Annotated in this window: 17 protein-coding genes and 1 tRNA gene; 9 read left to right on the top strand and 9 right to left on the bottom strand. The window is 56.8% G+C overall.

The genetic code is table 11. The annotated features are described in order from the left end of the window. The first annotated feature begins 320 nt into the window (after positions 1-320). Positions 321-1,127, top strand: coding sequence for a 2-keto-4-pentenoate hydratase (locus GSQ86_RS01785; RefSeq protein ID WP_254062074.1), 807 nt, complete (start codon positions 321-323; stop codon positions 1,125-1,127). On the opposite strand, the gene GSQ86_RS01780 is transcribed toward GSQ86_RS01785, so the two are convergent. Next, a complete protein-coding gene (locus tag GSQ86_RS01780) occupies positions 1,115-2,485 on the bottom strand; it encodes an APC family permease (protein ID WP_254062073.1) in 1,371 nt (456 codons plus the stop codon). The two genes, GSQ86_RS01785 and GSQ86_RS01780, sit on opposite strands and share 13 nt — an antisense overlap. Positions 2,486-2,565: 80 nt before the next feature. On the opposite strand from GSQ86_RS01780, the gene GSQ86_RS01775 reads away from it, so the two are divergent. Continuing rightward, the gene (locus GSQ86_RS01775) at positions 2,566-5,385 is read left to right on the top strand and encodes a PIG-L family deacetylase (protein ID WP_158748248.1); all 2,820 of its coding nucleotides are present in this window, start codon (positions 2,566-2,568) and stop codon (positions 5,383-5,385) included. A 264-nt stretch (positions 5,386-5,649) separates the two neighbouring features. Here GSQ86_RS01775 and GSQ86_RS01770 read toward each other — a convergent pair whose 3' ends face one another. Together GSQ86_RS01770 and GSQ86_RS01765 are read right to left on the bottom strand one after the other, a co-directional pair. Continuing rightward, the gene (locus tag GSQ86_RS01770; protein WP_158748247.1) at positions 5,650-6,213 is read right to left on the bottom strand and encodes a pyridoxamine 5'-phosphate oxidase family protein; all 564 of its coding nucleotides are present in this window, start codon (positions 6,211-6,213) and stop codon (positions 5,650-5,652) included. Positions 6,214-6,446: 233 nt separating this feature from the next. Beyond that, positions 6,447-7,301 carry an inositol oxygenase family protein gene (locus GSQ86_RS01765; protein WP_158748246.1) on the bottom strand — a complete coding sequence of 285 codons (855 nt, stop codon included), beginning with the start codon at positions 7,299-7,301 and terminating at the stop codon, positions 6,447-6,449. 382 nt (positions 7,302-7,683) lie between these two features. Between GSQ86_RS01765 and GSQ86_RS01760 the strand changes: the two genes are divergently transcribed. Beyond that, complete coding sequence (locus tag GSQ86_RS01760; RefSeq protein WP_254062072.1) at positions 7,684-8,973, top strand: GRP family sugar transporter; 1,290 nt, start codon at positions 7,684-7,686, stop codon at positions 8,971-8,973. A 310-nt stretch (positions 8,974-9,283) separates the two neighbouring features. On the opposite strand, the gene GSQ86_RS01755 is transcribed toward GSQ86_RS01760, so the two are convergent. Further along, positions 9,284-11,323: a M13 family metallopeptidase gene (locus GSQ86_RS01755; RefSeq protein WP_158748245.1), complete on the bottom strand. Its 2,040-nt coding sequence runs from the start codon at positions 11,321-11,323 to the stop codon at positions 9,284-9,286. Positions 11,324-11,686: 363 nt separating this feature from the next. Here GSQ86_RS01755 and GSQ86_RS01750 point away from each other — a divergent pair, with 363 nt between their 5' ends. Further along, entirely contained in the window at positions 11,687-13,363 is a 1,677-nt protein-coding gene (locus GSQ86_RS01750; RefSeq protein WP_158748244.1) for a hypothetical protein, read from the top strand. Between the two features lie 79 nt (positions 13,364-13,442). Beyond that, positions 13,443-13,519, top strand: a tRNA-Arg gene (locus tag GSQ86_RS01745). A gap of 219 nt (positions 13,520-13,738) precedes the next feature. Here GSQ86_RS01745 and GSQ86_RS01740 read toward each other — a convergent pair. Further along, the gene (locus GSQ86_RS01740; protein WP_158748243.1) at positions 13,739-14,722 is read right to left on the bottom strand and encodes a TIR domain-containing protein; all 984 of its coding nucleotides are present in this window, start codon (positions 14,720-14,722) and stop codon (positions 13,739-13,741) included. Positions 14,723-14,827: 105 nt separating this feature from the next. Further along, complete coding sequence (locus tag GSQ86_RS01735) at positions 14,828-15,289, bottom strand: nucleoside deaminase (protein ID WP_158748242.1); 462 nt, start codon at positions 15,287-15,289, stop codon at positions 14,828-14,830. Positions 15,290-15,431: 142 nt separating this feature from the next. Between GSQ86_RS01735 and GSQ86_RS01730 the strand changes: the two genes are divergently transcribed. Together GSQ86_RS01730 and GSQ86_RS01725 are read left to right on the top strand one after the other, a co-directional pair. Beyond that, positions 15,432-15,605, top strand: coding sequence for a hypothetical protein (locus tag GSQ86_RS01730; protein ID WP_158748241.1), 174 nt, complete (start codon positions 15,432-15,434; stop codon positions 15,603-15,605). A gap of 277 nt (positions 15,606-15,882) precedes the next feature. Further along, positions 15,883-16,191, top strand: a complete 309-nt coding sequence (locus GSQ86_RS01725) for a hypothetical protein (RefSeq protein WP_158748240.1) — start codon at positions 15,883-15,885, stop codon at positions 16,189-16,191. 45 nt (positions 16,192-16,236) lie between these two features. Here the strand turns inward: GSQ86_RS01725 and GSQ86_RS01720 are convergent, their stop codons facing one another. Further along, the gene (locus tag GSQ86_RS01720; RefSeq protein ID WP_158748239.1) at positions 16,237-17,940 is read right to left on the bottom strand and encodes a CotH kinase family protein; all 1,704 of its coding nucleotides are present in this window, start codon (positions 17,938-17,940) and stop codon (positions 16,237-16,239) included. Between the two features lie 205 nt (positions 17,941-18,145). On the opposite strand from GSQ86_RS01720, the gene GSQ86_RS01715 reads away from it, so the two are divergent. Then, on the top strand, positions 18,146-19,783 hold the full coding sequence (locus GSQ86_RS01715) for an L-lactate permease (RefSeq protein ID WP_158748238.1): 1,638 nt from the start codon (positions 18,146-18,148) through the stop codon (positions 19,781-19,783). Between the two features lie 16 nt (positions 19,784-19,799). Here the strand turns inward: GSQ86_RS01715 and GSQ86_RS01710 are convergent, their stop codons facing one another. Next, positions 19,800-21,206 carry an outer membrane beta-barrel protein gene (locus tag GSQ86_RS01710; RefSeq protein WP_371719962.1) on the bottom strand — a complete coding sequence of 469 codons (1,407 nt, stop codon included), beginning with the start codon at positions 21,204-21,206 and terminating at the stop codon, positions 19,800-19,802. A gap of 275 nt (positions 21,207-21,481) precedes the next feature. On the opposite strand from GSQ86_RS01710, the gene GSQ86_RS01705 reads away from it, so the two are divergent. Next, positions 21,482-22,255: a VCBS repeat-containing protein gene (locus tag GSQ86_RS01705; protein WP_158748236.1), complete on the top strand. Its 774-nt coding sequence runs from the start codon at positions 21,482-21,484 to the stop codon at positions 22,253-22,255. Between the two features lie 10 nt (positions 22,256-22,265). Here GSQ86_RS01705 and GSQ86_RS01700 read toward each other — a convergent pair whose 3' ends face one another. Next, positions 22,266-23,711, bottom strand: coding sequence for an MFS transporter (locus GSQ86_RS01700; protein WP_158748235.1), 1,446 nt, complete (start codon positions 23,709-23,711; stop codon positions 22,266-22,268). Between the last annotated feature and the right edge of the window lie 9 nt (positions 23,712-23,720).

Genomic DNA, 23,720 nt, shown 5'->3' with positions numbered 1-23,720 from the left:
CCGGCAGTCGGCTTAAGAATGCGCCGGATGCGTTCTCCCGCCAATGCCGCGATGCCCGCGGTACCAGCCGCAGTAATAAACTTTCTGCGATTGAGGTAGGCAGACTGCGATGTGATTTCAGAGGACGGAATATCGCTGGGCTTGCGAATCAACATGGATGGAATTCCTGGCTTTCTACTTATTAATTAGACTACGCTTGATCGCACGAAGCTCGGCGCGATTTGACGACGCAACAAACAGCATGTACACGAGAGAAATCAATACCCTCACCCGAATGCCAAACGCATCCAATCTACACATCAGACTCGCAGGAGCAGGCAATGGTTACACCCATATCGCAGCACTGGCAAAGACTCTCTTCGCTCGAAAATGATCGCATGCGGCAGGCCGCTGAACTGCTGCTTGCAGCCCGGCGCGATACTCAGCCAATCGACGAACTTCCCGACGCTCTGCGCCCTCACACCCTTGATGAAGCCTACGCATTGCAGGACATCATCGCGCAAGCGATGGGACCGGTGGGTGGTTGGAAGGTTGGAGCGCCGTCGCCGGAAACGACACCACTCTTTTCTCCCATGCCACTGCTGGGAGGCTTCGCTTCGAGCGGCCAGACCCTCTCTGAATCTCACCGGCGCTATCGTGGCGTAGAGGCTGAGATTGCTTTCCATCTGGGCAAAGACCTGCCTCCGCGTGAGCAGCCATACACGCGCGAAGAGGTCATCGATGCGATTGCCTCGGCGCATCCTGCCATCGAGCTGCTGGAGCCTGCATTCGTCGATCCGGATAAGGTCGAGCGCTTTTCGGCGATTGGCGATCTGCAGATGAACGGAGGCTTCGCCTATGGCCCTGCATTTGCCGGATGGCAGAGTGCAGACCTAGCCAAAGAATCCGTTATCGTGACCATGGACGGCGTCGTTCGCTTTGAGGGAAATGCGTCAAACACTGCCGGGACCGACCTGCTTCGCCTGGTGGTATGGCTCGCGGATGAGGCCCAACATCGTACTGCCGGACTGAAAGCCGGCGACTGGATCACGACCGGCAGCTGGTGCGGGAAATTCACTGCCAATGCCGGGTCTGAAGTGCAGGTGCGATTCTCGACGTTTGGCATGGTGCAGATTTATTTCGCATGAGGCGCGAACGGCCACTCTCGCCGCTTCCGCGCACGAATGAAGTAGAGCGCACTGCCGGTGATGGCAATCACGCCGGCATAGACGAATTCCCGCGAAGCATCTGGCCGCGAGAACAAAATAAAAATAAATCCTGCCAGCGCAAGCAGCGGCGGAAGCGGATACAACCATAGTCGAAAGGGCCGCGGCATGTCCGGCTTTTTTATGCGCAGAAGAATGACGCCGATCTGCTGCAGCACATATTGCAGGATGATGCGGATGGCGACCAATGCAGAAATCACATGCGACAGATCGAAGAAGCAGAAGCATGCGGCGACAATTCCGAGTGCGAGCAGCGAGACGTAGGGAAAGCCATGTTTCGGATGCAGACGCGCGAAGACGCGGAAGTAGTTGCCGTCGAGCGCAGCGGCGTAAGGTGCTCGTGAATATGCAAGCAGCAGTGAGAAAACCGAAGCAAATGCTGTCCACATGACAAGAGCTGCGATGATGCGACCGGCCGCCGGACCAAACGTCCGTTGCATCAGCACCGCGACGATCGCATTCCGTTCGTTTCCACCTTTGACGACGTCCTGCCACGGAATCACGCCGAGCACGCTGATATTCATCAGCAGATACAGGATGGCGACGATTGCAATCGAGAACAGGATCGTGCGAGGTATGGCGCGTTCCGGGTTGCGTACTTCTCCACCGAGAAAGGTGACGGTGTAATAGCCCCAGTAGTCGTATGTTGCAATCAGCGTCGCAGCACCCAGCCCCTGAAAGAACGCCGGCGTCAGATGAAATGCTCCAGGCGGCATTGCGAGCAGCGCAGGATGGAAGTGCGTCAATCCTGCGAGGATCACGGACCCGATGGTGAGCAGCACCCCGGACCACAGAATCCAAGCGAGTCGCGTGATGGTGCTGAGATTGCGATAGAGCATCGCGAGAATCAGCAGGCAAATAACGGCTGCCAGGACACCTGTGTAATGCAGGTGTGCGATGCCGAAAACATTCCTGCTGAGCGACGGCCACAGATACGCTGCATATTGCGCCAGACCGATGCAGCCCGAGGCGATGGAAAGCGGGGCACTGAAGCCGAGCTGCCAGATGTAGAGAAACGATGCCCAGCAGCCTGCACCGTTGCGTCCGTAGATTTCGCGGAGGAAGGCATAGGAGCCACCAGCCTCGGGCATGGCAGCGCCAAGCTCAGCCCATACCAATCCGTCGCATACTGCGATCAAGGCGCCGAGAATCCATCCCAGTATCGCCTGCGGGCCACCCATCGCCGCTACCACCAGCGGCAGCGTGATGAAGGGGCCGACGCCGATCATGTTCATCATGTTCAGCGAGATGGCATTGCCCAGACCGACTTGTCGTTTCAATTCGACCATCATCAAACAAGAGACGCAGTTCGTGGATTGTACACTGAGCTAGAACACTTTCCTGGAGATCAAATAACCAGATGCAGCCTGCCAGCCGACGACTCAAGCTGATTGCCACACTCGCGCTCGCTACGGCCACGATGACACAAGCCCAGACTGTGCCGTGGGCCACGCAGATTGCCGCCACACCCAACGCGCATACACTGCCCGAAGATCGCGGCGCCGATGGACTGTGGCAGACTCTACGCAAGCTGCACACCTGGGCGAGCGTGATGATGATAGTCGCGCACCCGGATGATGAAGACGGCGGCATGCTGACGCTTGAATCGCGTGGCGCCGGAGCTCGCGTCGCGATGCTGACGCTGACGCGCGGCGAAGGCGGACAGAATGCGATGTCGAGCGAAACCTATGATGCGCTCGGCCTGATCCGCACGAATGAGCTGCTGCGCGCGGATGAGTTCAGCGGCACGGAGCAGTACTGGTCGCGGGTTGCCGACTATGGTTTCTCGAAGACGATCGATGAGGCTTTTGAGCAGTGGGGGCATGATCGAGTTCTTTATGATGTGGTGCGGGCTGTCCGATTGAACCGTCCTCTCGTACTTACTTCGGTGTTTACCGGCAACATCACGGATGGTCATGGGCACCACCAGGTTTCCGGCGAGATGGCGCAGGAGGCCTTCAAGGCTGCGGGCGATCCGAATGTCTTTCCCGACCAGATTGCCGAGGGGTTGAGACCGTGGTCGCCGTTGAAGGTGTATGCGCGCGTGCCGGGTTTTTCTATTGGCGGCGATGGCGCGCACAAGACGATGTTCGATTACGCGACGGGCAAGTCGTCGCCGCTGCATCTGCGCGACTATGTTAACCAGACCTGGATGGACGATGTTCCGGCAACGAATGTGGTGATTCCGGAAGGATCGTTCGATCCGGTGCTTGGCCGCTCGTATGTGCAGATGTCGCGCGAGGGCTGGAGCGAGCAGAAGTCGCAGAATGGCGGCGGCAATCCTCCGCTGCCGGGGCCGTTCGATGTGGATTACCACCGCTACGGCTCGCGGGTGGGGACGAAGGATCAGGAATCGTCCTTCTTCGACGGCATCGATGTATCGCTCGCGGGGATTGCCTCGCTTGCGCATGGCGATAACCAGTTCCTGAAAGATGGATTGCGCGAGATCGATCGTCATGTCACCAAAGCGCTGTATGCGTATATTCCTTCCGATCCGTCGAAGATTGTTCCCGACCTGCATGACGGCTATCAAAAAACCCAGCAGCTGATCGACGCGGTGAATGCGAGTGGACTGAGCGCGGATGACAAATCCAATGTGAGTCGCGAATTGCAAATCAAGCTGGCGCAGTTCAACACCGCATTGGCCGAGGCGCTTGGACTGCAGGTAAATGCGCTGGTGGCTCCGGGTCAGCGGACGGAACGCAATCCATTTTCCGGCTCGGCGGCAGCGATGACCTTCTTGCACGCGACCCCGGGCATGGATTTCAACGTGCGCCTGCACGTGACCAGCGCGGAGCCGTGGACGACAGGCGGCAAGCTGCGGCTGACGCGCACGTGGCTTGTGACTCCGGAGAGCGAGCACTGGCCGGTGGAGCGGCAGGGCGGCGTCAATACATCGAGCGGCGTCGAGACCGATATTCCTTTCAAGGTAGAGGTGCCGAGCCGCGCCACTCCAACCCGGCCTTACTTCAGCCGTCCTTCGATTGAGCAGCCTTATTACAACATCGACGACAAGCGATGGTTGAACCGTCCGTTTGCGCCCTATCCGGTGGAGGGCTGGGCGGAGTTCAATTACGATGGCGTGCCCATTCGCATCGGCCAAGTAGTGCAGACGGTGCACTGGGTGCACGGGCCGGGCGCTGTCTATCAACCGCTGGTTGTGCTGCCGCGGATTTCGGTCAAGATCGGCACGGGTGCTGGCGTGATGCCGCTTGGCGAGAAGTCGTTTCCGCTGGCGGTGACGCTCGACAATGAACAGCAGTCAACTGCCGACGGCGAGCTGCATCTCGAACTTCCTGCGGGCTGGACGGCGGAGCCGGCGACGGCAAAGTTTCATCTGCCTGCGAATGATCCGCTGACCATTCCGTTTACGGTGCATCCGTCTTTCTTGACGGATGCAAGTTACACAATCAAAGCTGTGGCACGCAGCGGCAATTACGAATTCACCGAAGGCGTGCAGCAGGTCGGATATCCGGGCGTGCGGCCGTATTACTACTATCATCCGGCCACGTACCTTGCACGCGGCGTTGATGTGAAGGTCGCTCCCAATCTTAAAGTCGGCTACATCATGGGAACGGGCGACGAAGTACCGCAGGCGCTGGAGCAGATCGGCATTCAATCACATCTGCTGACGGACGATGAGATTCTGCATGGCGACCTGAGCCAGTATGACGCAATTGTGCTCGGCATCCGCACCTACGCGGCGCGGCCTGTGCTGATGCAGGCCAACCAGCGGCTGCTGGATTTTGCGCAGAATGGCGGCACTGTTGTGGTGCAGTACAACTCGCCAGAGTACGACCATAATTTCGGGCCTTATCCTTACTCGCTGGGACGCTTGGAGAAGGTGGTCGACGAGAAATCGAAGGTCACGATTCTGGAGCCGAACAATCCGCTGCTGAACTGGCCAAACAAGATCACCGAGGGCGACTTCAACGGCTGGATAGAAGAGCGCGGGCACTCGTTCATGGAGTCGTGGGATTCGCACTACGCGGCGCTGACAGAAACGCACGACCCGGGGCAGGACCCGCAGAAGGGTGGCCTGTTATATGCGCGATACGGGAAGGGCGCTTATATCTACGTGGCTTATGCACTGTATCGGCAGACGGATGAAGCGGTTCCGGGCGCGTACCGGATATTTGCGAATCTGGTAAGTGCCGGGCACGCGGGCGCTTCGCGCTAACCTCGATAGCCGGTGCTTCTACCGGGCCTTGCTGGCAAGGTTCTCCAGTTTGGAGTTCATTTGCAGAATTCATGATCGAATTGCTGCTCTCCCGCCCTTTCGCAAAGGCGCGAAAGGATAGGGCACCCATGTTTGTGACTTGGGTTGAAGAATACCCAGGTTAGCTACGCGAACCCTTCGGCTTCGCTCAGGGCAGGCTCTGGGGCACCCGCGGTTGGGGCGGCTTGGCTGGTCGGCTTCGTCAAGATGACCCTGTATCCATTCTTAGATTGTTTCGTTTTCGAGGAGGCCGGTGGCGAAGCCGTCTATGCTTTGGGCGTTTTTCAGGCGGCGGTATTCGTCGAGCCCGGCTTCACCTTTGGCTTCTGCCCAGCGGGTGAGGGTGGTGCGCTCGCCGACGTAGTCGAATAAGGGCACGCCATAGCCGCAGGAGGTCTGGACTGAATCGACGTCGAGCATGACCATCTGGCGGGCTCCCGGCGGCTCGGCGTTATCGAAGGCAGAGGCAAGGAATGTGAGGTATTCGAGGGTGCCACGGCGGAGGATGCGGGCCTTGCCGTAGAGGCGGAGGATGGTGGGCGCGCCTTCAAAGGCGCAGAACATGAGGGTGAGGCGGTTTTTGATCCGCACATGGGCTGCGGTTTCATTGCCGCTTCCGGTGCGGTCGAGGTAGATAACGGTGCGGGTGTCGAGGACTCGCAGAGAGGCAGCATCGCGGGGCGAGAGGTTGACGCGGCCGTCGGACGCGGCGGAGGCGTTGAAGAAGATGTGCTGCTTCTCAATGAATTCGCGGAGCGCGGGCTCGATCGATTGGAAGAGCTTGGCCATCGGTTCTCCTGTTTTCTATTATCAGAGATTTCAGATCGGTGGTAGGGATGCTTAGCTTCGCTCCGGATGACAAATGTCTTTGGATGAGATTTCTGCTCCCACCCTTTTGTGTGATGTGGGTTAAAAAACACCCAGGTTAGCTGCGCGAACCTGGGGCACCCGGTAATTTTCCTACGGGGAAAGAAGAGAGCGCGTCTCGAAGACGCGCTCTCTATTCTGAAGTGTGCGTCCTTTTACCAGGCGATCTTCTCCGGGAAGTACTCGGCGATGAGATCGTCATAGTAAGGTTTTAGCTCTTTGAAGTCGGGCTTGGCCGCGCCTTTGGAGTAGAGGTCGTAGGGATTGAACTTGTGGACCCAGTCGAACATCTCCTCGTCGTGCGAGGTCATGAGGTGCTTGTAGGCTCCGTGCTTGTGCGCCGGGTAAAACGAGTGATAGCGCAGCATGTAGAGCGCGGGCTCAGGCATGTAGGGCTTGGCGACGTTATAGATGTACTCGTCGTGTCCCCAGGAGAGATGGACCTTGTCGAGGCCGCAGTTGGGCTCGTAGATGCCGTATTTGGTCTGGTACTCGGGAACGTCGCTGTCCGGGTTGGCGGCGAAGTATTCGGGAAAAACGATCTGGTCGGACCAGGCGCAGCCTACCGGGAAAGTGTCGCCGACGACGGCCCATTGCGGCTCGCCGTAGAGGCAGAGGACTTTTCCGAGATCGTGGATGAGGCCGGTGAGCACCATCCAGCGCGGATGGCCGTCGCGGCGGATGGCTTCTGACGTTTGCAGAAGGTGCTCGATCTGGGTGAGATCGGTGTCGGGGTCGCTGTCGTCGACGAGGGTATTGAGGTAGTCGGCTGCTTCCCAAATGCTTTTTTTGCCGCGATTGAGGCCGAGGAATTCCTTTTCTTTTTCGAGGACGAAGTCGACGGTCTGGTGCTGATGGTTGAGCCGGTAGAACTCGGCTACGCCGGGGTTGGCTTCGGCGTCGTAGTTGCGGAACTCTTCTTCTGCTTTGCCCTCTTTGTAGCGGCTGGCGACGAAATCGTCCCAGTCGTCGAGGTGTTCCATGGGTTTTTCGGGCGTGATGGTGTGCATGAGAAGATTCCTCCGTTGACGATCCATTATAGGAGTGCGGACGGACGGTCGTCACCTGAATTTGCTGATTTTGGGGGATTGGTAGCGATTCCATATAGTCCGAGATTTGATCTTTGACAGCATGGGAATGATGCCGTTAGGTTTATCCAAATGCTGAAAGCGATTTTGACGGATGTGCAGTTCTGGATTCCGGTGGGCGTGCTCGCGGTCGGGGTGGTACTGCTGGCGTGGCTGCATTGAGCTTGGGGGTTTCGTTAGCCTTGCTGCGCAAGGCAGAAGGCGCACGCATTTCAAGCTTGCGGGTCCTTCGACTCCGCCACGCTTCGCTCAGGATGACGGCGTAGCTTCGTATCGGCACCGGCATAGTTTAAGGAGATTTTGATTGGCGAATACTGTTAGCCGTCACACACAAGCTACCTCGATGCATGGGTTGGGCGTGGCTTGCGGACTGGCGGCCGGGGTCTGGCTGGGCGGTGCGGAGGCTCCGACGAAGCTGGTGAATGCCGGGCTTTCTCCGTTTGCCATTTCGCTGGCGATGGTGCTGGGCGTGTTTGTGGCGCGGTGGACGCTGCCGACTCTGCTGAAGGGGACGGATTATGTGTTCCGCGACTTGTTTGCCAAGCCGCATTTGATTGTGTGGGCTGTGCTGGCGGGGTCGCTGTGGGCGGTGGCGAATACGCTGACGGTGTTTGCGATCCGGGATGTGGGGCTGGCGATTGCATTTCCGCTTTGGAATACCAATAGCCTGATTGGGATTTTCTGGGGCTGGCTGCTCTTCCAGGAAATGCGCGGAGCGGGCTTCCGCATCGGGTCGAGAGTACTGGGCGGAGCGCTGGCAATCGTGGCGGGCGCTATTCTGCTGGCATTTGTAACTGTGCAGCATACAGATATGCAGCATGCTCGCGCGGTGCATGGAATTCTGGCGGCGCTGGGGGCGAGCCTGCTGTGGGGCACGATGTATGTGCCTTATCGGAAGGCGTATTTGAGCGGGATGAATCCGCTGTCGTTTGTGACTGTGTTTACGATCGGCGAGCTGGGTTCGATGGGATTGCTGGCGGTGATGTTTGGCGGCGGTGTGGCTCCGTTGCATGCGGAATTGATGGCAGCGCGGCATGTTGTGTTCTGGATTTTTCTTGGCGGCTTCTGCTGGGTGATCGGCGATCTGTTCCAGCAGTATGCGACGAAGTATGTCGGCATCGGACGCGGCATTCCGCTGTCGAATACGAACCAGTTATGGGGACTGGCGTGGGGTGCGCTGGTGTTTGGTGAGCTGGCGCATGTGAGCGATGCGAGCCGCGGAATGATTTTGACGGGCTCTCTGCTGATGATTGTGGGGGCTGTGTTTATCAGCACGGCGGCGGCTCCGGCGCGAGAGCAGCAATCGGGGCGCGATGCGATTTCACGAGAGTGCGAGAAGTATGGTCTGCGCTTTGAGGATTGCGTGGCGGCACAGCTGGGATCGATCCATGGGGATGAGGAAAAGCGGCGGCGGCCATGGTGGGATTATGCGATTGTCGCTTGCGCTGTAGCGGTTTTTCTCTGGCTGGGATTGCAGGTAAAGGCGCCTCCGCTGGAGATGAATTTTGCCTGGGTCAGCGTGCTGTGTGTGGTGCTGGTTTTTGCCGCGATTGGGTGTGGTTGGCTGCTTTGGAAGCGGACGCGGTTCAGTTGAGCTTGTCTGTATTTCACCCTTTTTTGTGATGGATGTGGGTTGAAAGAAGACCCAGGTTAGCTACGCGAACCTGGGGCACCCAGGTTTCCACCCTTCTTTCCCCCACCCTTCGCTACGCTCAGAATGGGGCACCCAGTTTTCTGCCGGACGATGCAAACTGCAGGTCCTTCGGCTGCACTCCCTGCGGTCGCTTCGCTCAGGATGACAAGTTGAAAAACACATCGCTTCACTCGGGATGACGAGTTGAACGTACGGTGCTTCGCTCAGATGGTCGCGTTCAAACCTGAGAAGGCAATTCAACAAATTACTGTTACCAGATGCGGACTCGGTCGGGTGGGGCGAGGTAGAGTTTGTCGCCGGGTTTTACGGTGAAGGCATCGTACCATGCGTCGATGTTGCGGACGGTGGCGGCGCGGTATTCGGCGGGTGCATGCGGGTCGCCGACGACCTGCTGGCGGAGGGCGGCTTCGCGGGCCTTTGATCCCCAGTTCTGAGCGAAGGCGATGAAGAACTGCTGATCGCCGGAGAATCCATGCTGCTCGGGTGCGGGGCTGCCGTTGAGAGAGGCGTGATAACCGTCGTAGGCGGCGGCGATTCCGGCGACGTCGGCGATATTTTCACCTAATGTCTGCTTGCCATGGACATGCAGATCAGGGAAGGGCATGTAAGTGTCATACTGCGCGGCGAGCTTTGCTGTAGCGGCGTTGAAGTGGGCGAGGTCTTCGGGTGTCCACCAGTTACGGACGCGGCCTTTGGAGTCGAAGGCGGCTCCTTCCGAGTCAAAGGTGTGGCTGATTTCGTGACCGATGACGGAGCCGATCGCTCCGTAGTTGGAAGCGGCGGGAGCCTGCGGATCGAAGAATGGCGGCTGCAGGATGGCGGCGGGGAAGTTGAGGCCGTTTTGCAGCGGCAGGTTGACGGCGTTGACGGTCTGCGGGGTCATGCACCAGCGGTGCCGATCGACAGGCGTGCCGAGGCGGCCGATTTCGCGATGGTAAGCGGCGAGACTGCCGCGCCAGAAGTTGCCGAAGACATCATCGGGCTTGATTTCGAGATTGGAATAGTCTTCCCATGTTTCGGGGTAGCCGATGCCTACGTACAGGGTATCGAGTTTGGCTTGTGCCTCGGCCTTGGTGGCAGGGGCCATCCAAGTGAGGGCATCGATGCGCTTGTGGAAGGCAGCGATGAGATTGGCGACCATGGCCTGCGCCTGCGCCTTGGCTTCGGGCGGGAAGTAGCGCTGGGCATAGAGCTTGCCTACTTCATCTCCGAGGAGGCCGTTGACGACGAAGACGCCGCGTTGCCAGCGCGGACGCTGCTGCGGAGTTCCGGTAAGAGTTTTGCCGAAGAAGGCGAAGCGCTCGTCGGCAAAGGCTTTGGGCAGGATGCCGGCGTAGTTTTCGATGAGGTGGTAGGCGAGCCAGTCCTTCCATGTATCGAGCGGTGTAGAGGCGACGAGCGCGGATTCGCCGGTGAAGGCGGTGGGCTGCCAGACGATGAAGCTGGATTGCTTGTCGAGACCTGCAGCGCGGAAGAATTCCGGCCAGTCGATGCCGGGGGCCTTGGTTGTGAAGTCAGAGGGCTGCCAGGTGTTGTTGGCTTTGTGGATGTCTTCGTTTTCTTCAAGCGGGATGTGCTTTTCGGCGATGGCGTGCTCGAGTGAGACGACGTTTGCGGCGCGCGATTCAGCGTTGTCAAATCCGGCGAGCCGGAGCATGGCGGCGACGTGGGTCTGGTACTTGGTCATCAGATCGTGCATGTGTGGGGTATCGCTGGTGTAGTATTCGCGGTCGGGGAGTTCGAGGCCGCCCTGGAGCAGGTAGGCGGTGTAATGGTCGGAATCATTGAAGCCCGGCGCGACCCAGAGGCCGAATAGATTCGGCGTGTGGAAATTGGTGTTGTTGAGGGCATCGACGTCGGCGCGGAGGGTTTCGCCTAATGCGCGGGAGAGGTCCGTTTTGTTTTTGATGGCGAGGATGGCTTCGAGGTGCGGGCGGAGCGGTGCCGATCCCCTGGATTCGATGGCGGCCTCGTTCATATAGGAGTTGTAGAGGTCGGCGATTTTGCGCTGGCCGGAGCCTGCGGGTGCGGCGGATTTCGCGGCTTCTTCGATGAGGTCGGCGGTGCGCTTGTTGCTGAGATCGGCAAGGGTGGTGAAGACGCCGATGCCGGCGCGGTCGGCGGGGATTTCAGTGCGCTTGATCCAATTGCCATTGGCGTAGAGGTAGAAGTCGTCGCCCGGTTTGACGGAGGTGTCCATGTTGGCGATGGAGATGCCGTGGGTCTCCTGCGCGTGAGCGGGGATGAAGGGCAGGAGGCTGAGGGCGGCGAGGGCAAAAATTGGCTTCATTGCTGGCTCCGAAAATGCTCTAAAAGGCAAAGATTGAGGGTAGCATGCTGAGGCGGTCGTCGGGGTGGCGTGCGATGAATGGAGGCTGCTTTTGAGGTGGCTTGCTGAATCGCTTTTTTTATGATGACGTGGGTTAAAAAATACCCAGGTTAGCTACGCGAACCTGGGGCACCCGGCTGAATCATCCTTTTATGATGACGTGGGTTGAAAGAACCCAGGTTAGCTACGTGAATCCTTCGGCTTCGCTCAGGGCAGGCTCTGAGGCACCCGGCGGGGGTCTGGGTCGTGTGCGATGGACAGTGGATGCTTTGCGGTGGCTTGCGCATCCCGGCGGTAGGGCTTCGGTCGTTTTATGATCGCAAGATGCCTGATGATTTTCTGACGCGACGATCCTTTCTTGGTGGTGTGGTGGCTTCTTCTGCTCTGGGTGCGGTGAGTGGAGTGCCGGCTTTTGCTTCGGCTGCGGCGAAGACCTCGAGTTATTTTGAGCTGCTGCGCTTGCCGTATTCTGCGACGGCTTATGCGGGGCTTGAGAATCGCATCGTTCTGACGCGGTCTGGTTCGAGATGGCAGGGGCACGGCGTTGAGGTAGAAACTGCTGCGGAGGTCGCGACGCTGGCGGTGCATGTGTCGGCTGCGGGCACGGCTTTGACGCATGTTCACTTGCGGTGGTCTGCGGCGGTTGATTCGCGGCTTCGCTTTCTTGGCGATCACTGGGAGCGCAGCTATGGCGATCTGGCATGGCGAGCGATGATGCCGGAGCGAGTGATGCCGTGGTATTTTGCGGCGTTTGACGGCGCGGCGTTGCATGGATACGGAGTAGAGACGGGCGCGGGCGCAATGTGCTTCTGGCAAGTGGATGCGGAGGGAGTGTCGCTGTGGCTGGATGTTTCGAATGGCGGATCGGGCGTAGAGCTGGGTGAGCGGCAACTGCATGCGGCTACGATTGTCACGCGCAGGGGCGAGGCCGGAGAGGATGCGATTGCGGCGCTGCATCAGTTTTGCGAGGTGATGTGCCGGAAGCCGCGGCCTTCGCAGGGAGTTGTGTATGGCACGAATGACTGGTACTACGCGTATGGCAAGAGCAGCCGGGAGCTGATTCTGGAAGATGCGGATATGGCGGCGGCGTTGCGGCCTGCGGGTGGTCCGAAGCCATTTACCGTGATCGACGATGGGTGGACGCATAAGGATAAATTTCCGGATATGGCGCAGCTGGCTGGAGAGATTCGCGAGCGCGGGGTGCGACCGGGGATATGGATTCGTCCGTTGATTGCTCCTGAAGGGACGAATCGGGAGTTGCTGATGCCGGAGGCTCGCTTCGGTCGACGCACGGAGCGCACGGCAGAGCTGGCGTATGATCCGACGATTCCGGATGCTCTGGAAGCGGTTCGGACGAAGCTGCGCCAACTGGCAGAGTGGGGCTACGAGATGGTAAAGCACGACTTCTCGACCTATGACCTGCTGGGGCAGTGGGGATTTGAGATGGGCGCGCAGCCTGCGCTTTCGGGCTGGCATTTTCACGATCGCAGCCGCACGAATGCGGAGATTATCGCGGATTTATATCGGGAGATTCGCGCGACACTCGGTGAGAAGACGCTGATCCTTGGCTGCAATACGGTGGGACAGCTGGGCGCTGGGATTTTTGATTTGTCTCGAACCGGTGATGACACGAGCGGGAAGATCTGGGAGCGTACGCGGCGCATGGGTGTGAATACGATTGCCTTCCGGCTGGCGCAGCAGGGAAGTTTTTTTGCGGTGGATGGCGATTGTGTTGCCGTGACGCAGGCGGTTCCGTGGCGCGAGACAGAGCAGTGGCTGCGCTATGTAGCGGCGAGCGGGACGGCGCTGTTTGTTTCAGTGGAAAAGCAGGCCATGGGTGCGGAACAGAGGCAGGCGCTTAAGGAGGCGTTTCAGGTGGCGGCGAAGGCGGCTCCGTTTAAGACAGCTGCGGATTGGTTTGAGAGCACTGTTCCGGAGCGTTGGGGTGCACAGAGATTTGAGTGGTGCGGTGATGAAGGCGCGTGGCCGTTTTCGGTGTGATGAGTTCTTTGTTGAGACGCGATGCAGGTGCAACAATCGGGTCGAGAGCCATTACAATTAAGTAGAAGCAATCAAGCGCGGGCGAGTAGCTCAATTGGATAGAGCACCGGCCTTCTAAGCCGGGGGTTGTGGGTTCGATTCCCGCCTCGCCCACCATTGAAATCAATTACTTATGTGATTTCGGTAGTCGCTGTGCCGCTCGCTGTGGGGAATTTTTGGTTAGCGTTCATGTTTACTGCGACGTTCACGCTGGATGCGCTCGGCAACTTCTTATTTCGCGGTATCGGCTCTCTCCCGAAATCTCTGGCCCTATAAAGGCTCATCGCCTGCTAACCATCTCAGCACATAGCAGAACGTAATGCTGGATCATCCGGCCTATGGGAACGAACGGGGTGGCGTCTTCAGTGATTTCGCAATGTTTGTAAGATCAAGCTTTTCCTGGATAAGTGTTGATATTTGCGCTTTGTCTCCTGAACGCATAATTTCGATATCCGCAGCCGAACACCGGGTGAGCTTGCCAGCCTTTTTTCTCGCGTGTGGCAAATCCGTCGCATCGACCTCCAGGAAAATCCCATGACCACGCACAAACGAGCCGTTCGATTCATTGAACGAGAAATCACCAAATCCTTCAAAGTTTCCCTCGGGGCGGTTCAAGTATCGTCCTTTCCATACATAGCTCAGCTTTCTGTCTGCGCAGTTGATTCCACAACCCTCTGTCCACCAATCGGCTACCCGGGAGCCATCAGGAGCGTGTGCCAAGCCTTGGATGTGTATGCCCCAGGCGTTGTGATCGAATGTGATTTCAAGAAGCCCGAGAGCGGAAAAACGGACGGGTGTAATGTATTCCCACCAAAAGCCCGCGATCCGAGAACAGAATTCAATCGTCGGATTCACCTGCACGTAAACGCCTAGCTCGGCGATTTTCCTGCGAATTTTGTTACACACTGCGCCAACCGCTGAGACGAGGCCTTGAGGATGATCGGCCCGATAGGATCCAGTCGTCACCCCCAAGAGATCGGTCGGAATCTTAGGCGCATTCTTTTCGGGGTGGATGCAATAGCAGCGCTCAAGTCCAATCCTGCCGGAGAATAAGCCGAGTTCGAATACGAGATTATCTCGAGGTGAAAAGCTTTCCTTGCCTCGGCTCTCGACAATGTCATCGGGCGTCATTATGAGTACTGCAAAATCAGCACCATATGTTTGTTTGCGTAGTGATTCGATGAAGGAACTTCCCAGGTCGAACGCCTCTGACCAGAGAATGACATCGGCATCATTTGTTAGGCTTTCTCGTACTGCTTCTGCAACGAGTCTGCCTTCAGTCGATGACCCAATAAACAGCCGAGGTAACCTATCAGCCATAACGTTTATCCATGCTGTGAAGCTATTAGAATCAAAAAATGACAAATAGGCTTCGACCGTCAAATCGAGAAGATAATCAGCATAGCGACTAAGAAGCGAAGTTCGCTAGAGTTTTTTTTGCTCGGAGGGTAGGCCGATATCTTCGTTCCAGAGTTCGATGTTACGTGCAATGAAATCTTGCATGAGGTGATAACAGTCCTCGTCGTCAACAACCTCTAATGTTATATTGCGGGAACGAAGATATTCCTCGGGGCCGCGGAACGTGCGGTTTTCGCCGATAACGACCTTGGGTATCTTATAAAGCAGAATCGCTCCAGAGCACATATCGCAAGGCGATAGCGTTGTATATAACACTGCGCGGCTGTATTGACTAAAACCTAACCGACCAGCATTCGCCAGGCAATCAATCTCGGCATGAAGGATAGGGTTTCCTTCTTGAACGCGCTTGTTATGGCCGCGGCTAATGATCTCGCCATCTATTACGAGAACGGAGCCAATCGGGATACCATTTTGAGCTAGTCCAATTCTCGCCTCTTCAATTGCCGCTTTCAAAAAATGGTCGCTCATATCGGGAAAGAGCATATCATGCGCGGTACAAGCCGCACGCGTCCGACTCCGCGACACTCAAGAACGGAAGTCGGAGAATGGTCGGGCTACTACATTAAGGAATGATTAATGTTCCGCCTCGATAATTCTGCAAGATTCGTTTATGAAAACGGAAAAGGGTTTCGCTCATCGGGCGAATAAGGATGGATCGTTCGATTCCATTTGCCTGAAGTGCTACGCGACGGTGGGAACGGCCTATGACGAATCCGATCTGGATGCGATGGAAGCCGTTCATCATTGCACGGAATGGCTGATGGGCAGGCCGGCGAAGGCTTGAGCCGGGACAGGGCTGAGGCTATGATTTTTTCTACGCTTCGCGATAACGGGTGACGAGTTGAACTGAAAATGTAAAACGCCGATGGACAGTATGTCCATCGGCGTCACAATTCAGTAGCCCTCCCCCAAGTGCTACTCAATAATTCAACTTTAGCTGCGTTGGGTGGTCTTGCCTAGTCACTCTTTAGTTCCAAGAAACAATTTGTTGTAACCACAAACTGGTTACCATTGGGGACTTCAGCGGCGAAACGAATTGTCCGGGCTGCATTTTAAGCTGCATGCTGATGCTGACGAAGTTTCATTCTGGCTTTGCTTCGGTTATCGAGCTTCATCTGCAGGAAGGCTTTTTTTGCTTCAAGATCTTGCACGCGAGAACCCGCGAGCACCAGAGCCACGCCGCAGCCTACGAAAACGCCGAGCCATGCGCCCGCGATAAACAGGAGCCATGGATGAGTAAGGAAAAACTGCATGAGAGTTCGCACCTTTCTTACTTCAGTGAAACGTCTACGTTTGTAAAGGATGGCGCGGGGCGACAGCGGGTTGCCAATCATTTTTCCCCTTTGAACAAGAGAGAAGTGTTGGCGTGAACGTGTCAATCTTGAGCGACACGTGCGTTGTCTAATCGCAAATGGCTAATGCTTTACGGCGGTGCTGGATGTTGAACCCAGTCCGCTTCCCGAGCCGGAATCGCTTCCCGGGCCTGAACCAGAACCGGTCGGTCCGATGCCCTGGCTAAATTGCGAATCCATCCAGGCGATGCGCTGTGTCAGCCAGCTTTTCAGGAAGTCCACCTCTCCTTGATAGGAACCTGCGACCTCGGAATTCGGCCATACAGCCACTCCAAGAATCGGCCATCGTTGGAAATTATTCTGCTGCGATTGATTCAGGTTTGCAGCGGTCTGGTCGATGAAGGCTGGCAGTGTGTCCAATTGCGACGCTTTGACCTGCTTCCAGCGGGCTATGACGGCATCGGTAAATTTTGGATCCTGGAACAGCCGGGAATACCACGCGGCATCGGTGCCCACCCACCATATGTCGGGGCTTACGATCGGCGCATAGTTCACGTTTCCCGAACTGATATCAAAGTCCCATACGGGTCCCATGTATAAAAGAGGATTGTTTTTGTCTTTGTAGACATAATCGCTGCTGTAAAAGTCAGCATCGACGTTCCCCATAATCTCATTTGTCAGATACCAGTTAATTAGCGTGTTCTGATCGAAATAGGAGCGCCAGCCTGTTGTTGAGTCAGTGAAATTGCCAGAATAAAGTGAATCTTCCGCCTCCTGCACATAGCTTTGAATGTAGGAAGATTGTTCCGAGGTCGCAGGGTCGGGATCCTGCAGGCCAAACTCCACTCCATGGGGCGTTGTAAAGACGAAGTCTTCATCCTGATGTTGATCAATTTCGAGAAGGTAGCCTCCCGTTAGCGCTTTTCCGGAATTGTCTGTGTCATCCATTTCGGTGATATTCACCTGGGTCTTGCCGATGTCTACCTCTTGCGTCAACTGGTAATTACCTTCGTACTGATCGTTCACGAACAGCTCAACAAATACTGAACTTGGCGTCCACGGCATGCTAAGCCGCTGGCTCAGCTCCAGAGCTACATAATTTCTCATGAGAGCCTTGTCATCGTAATTAGCCAGCAGAATCCAATTCTTATTCGAGGGCATTCCTAATAGAGGCGCTTTTGAATTCAGTTTTACTTTATAAGGCTTTTTAGGCATTTCAATCGTGCTGTTGCCATGCAGGTGCGCCTCCATTGGACCGGTGTAGGGCGAATCGGCAGGATCGGCCGTTCCGGGCGTGATCGTAACGTTGCCCTGTACATAGTCCGTCTTATTCAAGATGGGGGCATTGTCCTGCGTCGTTATCCGGACCACAGGCAGGTTCATTGTCGTCGGCACGAACGAGGGATTTTCCAGCGAAACCGTAAGTTGAAGGTTCGAGCTGTTCCTGACTGCCTGAAGCGCCCCTGAAATCGTAACTGTATAAGTTGCATAATCCGTATTGGCTGGGCCGGTTGCCGGAAAAGCATCAGCAGCCGCATTCATGGCGGCTTTGAAGGTGAGTGTTCCCGTGGATCCCGCCGCAACCTGCAAAGGCGATGGCGATACAGTGACGCCTGGAGGCAAGCCGCTGACAGTAATTGATATGGTTCCGGATACGTCGGCGGCCGCCGTAACATCGACATTCGCAGAGGAACCGGGAGTAAGCGTAACTGAGCCTACGGATGGACTCAAATCAAGTTGGTTGGTGTGGACGCCGCAACCGCATATCAATGCTGTAAAAACCAGTGCAATCGATCCCAGAATTTCTCGACGACGGGCAACAATCATTCTTACGAACTCCGTCTTAGAGTAGCTTTCACAGCAACCCCGTTTAAAAATGTAGTGAAATTTTCAGAATAGACGTCGCTGGGGAGAAAAAGTCTACGCGGACGTCATTTTGATGCACAGGCTCTTCGTTGACAGCTTTTTGAGGGCACCATACCATTGGCCTACCGTCAAAGCAGTCACTCCGACTCACTGAACAATATCAAGCATGGCGTGGCCTCAAACGTATCTTCTCTTCGGGCAAGGTCTGGCCTTCTCTGCGGCGCTGGCTGCGGTTCCTATCTTCACGTTGCTGATCCTGCTGGGAGTTTTTCGCAAGCCGGCGTGGGCCGCGGGGCTCTTCGGACTCGGCGCGACATTTGTTCTCGCCATCGGGGCGTATCACATGCCCGTTATAACCGCGGTGAGCGCAGCTTTTCACGGGGCTGCTTTCGGGCTGTTTCCCATTTCATGGATTGTTTTCTGGGCCATCGCACTCTTTCGTGTTACCGAGGTGACAGGCAAGTTCGAGATCATTCGTCACTCGATCAGCCGATTGACGCCCGATCCCCGGCTGCAGGCCCTGTTGATCGCTTTCGCATTTGGTGCGTTCCTTGAAGGCGCTGCGGGGTTCGGCACGCCCGTAGCTATTGCGGCGACGATGCTTACAGGGCTGGGCTTCCCTGCATTCGGCGCTTCGGGCATCTGCCTGCTCGCGAATACGGCGCCGGTGGCATTCGGCTCTATCGCGATTCCGCTGGTAACGCTGGCTGGAACCACTGGGCTGCCGCTCGATAAGCTGAGCGCCGCAGTGGGCAGTCTTTGTGCTCCTGTTTCTCTCATTCTTCCCGCATATCTGGTCATCGCGATGTGGGGCCTGAGAGGGATGGCAGGGATATGGTTTCCGGCCGTGGCCGCCGGTGTGGCCTTCGCGTCGGTGCAGTTTTCCGTCTCGAATTTTATCGGGCCGCAACTCACGGACATTCTTTCGTCGCTGACCGCCATACTCACACTGATTGCGGTGCTGCGCTTCTGGCATCCGGCAAAGCATGACACGAGCATCTACCTGCCTGAAAATGCCGTGATGGCAGCGGAGATTCCCGAGTACAGCGTGGGCGAGGCGATCTATGCGTGGCTGCCATACGGTTTGCTGGTGGTGTGTGTCCTGCTGTGGGGCTATAAGCCGGTACACGCGTTGCTGGATCAGGCGAGCATCGCAATCCACTGGCCTTTTCTACATAACGCAGTGCGGCGCATGCCTCCGATTGTTGCCCGGGCGGCTCCATATCCTGCGATCTTCAATTTGAACTGGTTTGCCGCATCGGGCACGTCGTGCATGGTGGCGACATTGCTTTCAGCTGTTTGTTTAAGGGTAGGCCCGCTGCAGTTGATGCGCGTCCTGCTGTCGGTTGTGCGTACGCTCCTGCTGCCAACGGTGACTGTCACCTCAGTACTTGCCATCGCCTTCCTGATGAATTACTGCGGAGCGACGGCAACGCTGGGACTTGCGTTTTCAGCGACTGGAGTACTGTTTCCATTTTTCAGCGCACTGCTGGGGTGGCTGGGTGTTTTTCTGACGGGATCGGATACATCAGCGAACGCGTTATTCGGCGGCTTGCAGGTGATCACTGCACAGCGCCTGCACCTGGACCCGATTCTTATGGCGGCCACGAACTCCGCTGGCGGCGTGATGGGCAAGATGATCAGCCTGCAGACAATCGCGGTCGCCGCCGCAGCAACCGGCCTGTCGGTAACAGACCAGTCGAAGCTTCTGCGCTTCACCCTGAAGCACAGTATTCTGCTGGCGAGTGTCATCGGCATGCTGGCGCTGCTTTATGTGTATGTTTTTCATCTTCGCTGGAGTTGAATGAAATCTGCTCTGGCTAGAAGTGGAAGATCACATCCGTTGCGAAGGTAAATTGATTGGTCCGCGTTCCCTGGTCGTAGGACCTACGGTCCCAGGCGTGATCGAAGCGTATTTCCGGCCTTATCTGCACCGTCGATCCTACCCAATGGCTCAGCATCAGCGTGGCCTCACTGTATTTCGTAGCATATCCGGTTCGCTGGCCTTTTTTGTCGTTCAGGAAATCGCTGCGAAATGAGACGAAGTCGTGTGGCGAAAGCTGCTTATTGATGTAATTGACCATCGCCCATTCCGGCGCCAGGCAGGCCTGCAGGCCGGGTCTGCAATTCGCGCCGTTGGTTCCCTTTTCAGGCGCAATGGGTCCGTGGGTGCTGGGCACATCTCTCTGGTACATCGAATACATCTCGGTTGCGATGTGCCATGTGCTGCCAAACTTGTGATACCAGGTGCCGTCATACATCTGCAGATTGTTGAAGGCGTACTTGCCGTCGTTGATTCCGTTTGCGCACAGGTACAGGTTGTCATTCACACTCTTTGTCGTATAGCTCACGCAGCCCATGAACGATGGCTTGGCGTCTTCAGTCCATAGCGCGACATCGTGACTTCCCGAGATTCCAGCCTGCACCACCCATTGATCGCTCAGCTGGATGGTGGACAGCAGGCCCGTATCGGTAAAGGGATCGACGGCGTAGAGCAGAGAGTGACTGAAGATGTAATTGTTCGGCGTCAACTGGGCTTCGATGCCGGGAATGGAGATGAATCGTCCTGCTCGGAGGTTCATACCTTTTGCTACATGAGGGAAGTAGATGTCCGCATATTCGAGCACTGGATCGAAGCCGTATTGGCGGTTGTGGTCGAGCAACTGACTGCTGAAGTATCCCTTGTTTGTGGTTGAGCGGTAGTCGGTTCCGAAGAAGCCGGTCAGATGAAATCCCCAGTCGATATGGTCCCGCTGCACAGAATCGGGGAGGCGCTCGACATATACGACGGCCTGCCCGAGCTCTACGCGATTTGAATAAATATCGTTCGTTTCCGGATAGTTTCTGTCGCGCGATGTCGATACATTCGCGGTGGGCTCGATCCACCCATAGACTTTTGTGCGTCCCTTCGCTTCATCGATCGCGGTCTGCAGCGGATAGACATTTCCGTCGGATTCTCCGATGGTGGGTGAGCCGCCATAAGACCAGTCCGCGCTGGGGAATGGGGGTGAACTCAATGGGGAAGGCAGGCCCCGCCGAGGGGCTGCCGGGCCGGCGGTTGCGGTCCCCTTCCAGTCCTGCCTGTAGAAGTCGATCCAGCGCGTAAAGAAGTTCCGTGTGTCAGTGGCCTTTGCTGACGTCGCAGGCTCTGGCGCATTCGGAATCTGCTGAGCGTTGCCGCAATACGTTCCCAGAGACGAGAGACAGATCATTCCTGCTAACGCCAAACTCCTCAAGCATCCTCCAGCAAGCCCAACTCCGGTGCAGGAATGAATCAAGACTACTTCCTGAAAGCAGTGCAACGTACTCACTTTATGGGAGAACGCATATAAAATCCGTTAAGAATTACCGGAAAGAGCGGCAATTGAGCGTCATGGTTTTGCGAGAAATACTTCTCCTTGTTCAGCTTATTCACCGGCGATTCGAATTCTTTCAGGCGGAAAAAGTGCGAAAAGGGTGTCACAGGTCCCGGCTGGGAGTTAAGCTTTTTACAGGGACCTTGATGATTCGAACTGCCCTCAAAACGGGACGAGTGACCTGCGCCGCAATGATTGTATTTGCTGTCGCAGCGTGGACGCCGTTCCGGGCCTACGCTGCCGGATTTGGAGCTGGAGACGACGACTCAGACGATGCAGCTTCCAGACTTGTTGTGATGGGGGACTTTAACCGGGACGGCGTCGTCGATATAGCGGAAGCGACTGCGGGTGGGGATCCGACGGGAACGGGAATTTTGACGGTGTCGCTGGGTCGGGCGAACGGCGGCTTCCAACAGAATGCGTCCTATCCGATTCCGGGGCACAAGCCGCGATCGATTGCTGTGGGAGATGTAAACGGCGACGGCGTACCCGATGTGATCGTAGGCGATGACGATGGGACGGTGGTGTTGTTCCTTGCAGACGGGAAGGGCAGCCTGGCGCAAGCCGAGGAGATAGCTCACCTGCAATCGGCTGCGTCCATTGCAGTAGCCGACTTCAACCATGACGGCAGGCTTGATTTTGCGGTGGCGGACTGGCGCTCGAGTTCAGTGACCGTATTTACCGGCGCCGGCGCGGGATCATTCGAACGTGGATGGTCTTTTCCTTTGCGCATGCCCGGGACCTCTCCGCATCTTTCCGCGGCTGACTTCAATGGAGACGGGATTGCCGACCTGGCGGTCGTCTACGATGACGATGATGGCGATACCTTCGACGTGATGCTGGGCAACGGCAACGCTACCTTTAGTCTGGCACCCAACCTGGGGCTCGTTCGAGATCCGAATTCACACTGCGCGACTTAATTGAGGCTTGTCACGCTGCCTTGCTGGAAAGCGGGGCGGCTATGGATTCGAGCGACTGCCGTTCTGCCTTGACTCCGAAGAATCCCTCGAAAATGGCGGCGATGATCATCAGCGCAGCTCCGCCGAGATAACCGTAAAAGAGATTCATGCGCAAGCCGGTTCCGATGAGATGACCGAAGAGCGTCGGGGCAAAAACGCCTCCGACCAAAGTGCCGAAAGCATAGAAGACAGAGATGGCCATGGCGCGCAGCTCGAGAGGGAATATTTCGCTCACTGTTAAGTAGGCCGAGCTGGCAGCGCAGGAGGCGATGAAGAAGATGACGGTCCATGCAATGGATTGGGTGGTGGCGGTGAGCATGCCGCGCGCAAAGAGAAAGCCTGTGATGGCGAGCAGAATCCCGGAGAGCGAGTAGGTGAGGATGATCATCGGCTTGCGGCCGACGCTGTCGAAGAGCTGCCCGAGAAGAATGGGGCCGAGAATATTTCCCAGAGCAAAGGGGAAGATGTAAAGACCTACGCGTGCGGCCGGAATGTTGTAGAACCGGGTGAGAACGAGAGCGTAGGTAAAGAAGATGGCGTTATAGAAGAAGGCCTGCGCGATCATCAGGACGAAACCGAGGATCGAGCGCCGGCGGTGCTCGACGAGCATGGTGTGAGCGATCTCGCGGAATGTGGTTCGCTTGCGAGGATGGATTTCGGTCTTGTCATGATTTTTCGATGAGGCACCAGCTGGCCCTTCTGCGGTTTTCTCCGCCTGCTGCTCAATATCCGCGACGATCTTATTGGCTTCATCAACGCGGCCATGGATGACGAGCCAGCGCGGGCTTTCAGGGACGGCGGTACGGAGAAAGAGAATACATATTCCAAGAACTGCGCCGATGCCGAATGCGAATCGCCAGCCGAGATGCACGGGGATGTGGGAAGGATTGAGCAGGAAGATGGTCGCTCCTGAGCCGAGGGCGGCTCCGAGCCAGAAGGTAGAGTTGATGGCGAGATCGACCTGTCCGCGGAGACGCGCAGGAATGAGCTCGTCGATGGCAGAGTTGATGGCGGCGTATTCGCCTCCAATACCGGCGCCGGTGAGCGCGCGGAATATGAAGTAGCTGGTGGCGCTCCACGAGAATGCGGTGGCTGCCGTGGCGCAGACGTAAAGCGCGAGGGTGATGAAGAAGAGCTTTTTTCTTCCGAAGAGGTCGGTGGCGTATCCGAAAAGGAGCGCTCCAACGACGGCACCCATGAGATAGCAGGTTGCGGAGAAGCCCACCTGTGAATCAGTCAGGTGAAGGGCTTGCGGATCTTTGAGGGCGGCGCCGACCGCTCCTGCTAAGGTGACTTCGAGTCCATCGAGAATCCACGTCACGCCGAGGGCGGTGACGATGACCCAGTGCCAACGGCTCCAGGGCAGCGCGTCCATGCGCGCCGGTATGTCGGTTTGAATCGTCCTCGCAGCTGGCATGCAGGCTCC

Origin of the sequence: Acidobacterium sp. S8, assembly GCF_009765985.1 — a bacterium.
Lineage (GTDB): Bacteria > Acidobacteriota > Terriglobia > Terriglobales > Acidobacteriaceae > Alloacidobacterium.
The sequence above is the reverse complement of the archived record's forward strand: the minus strand, read 5'-3'. Positions and strand labels throughout refer to the sequence as shown.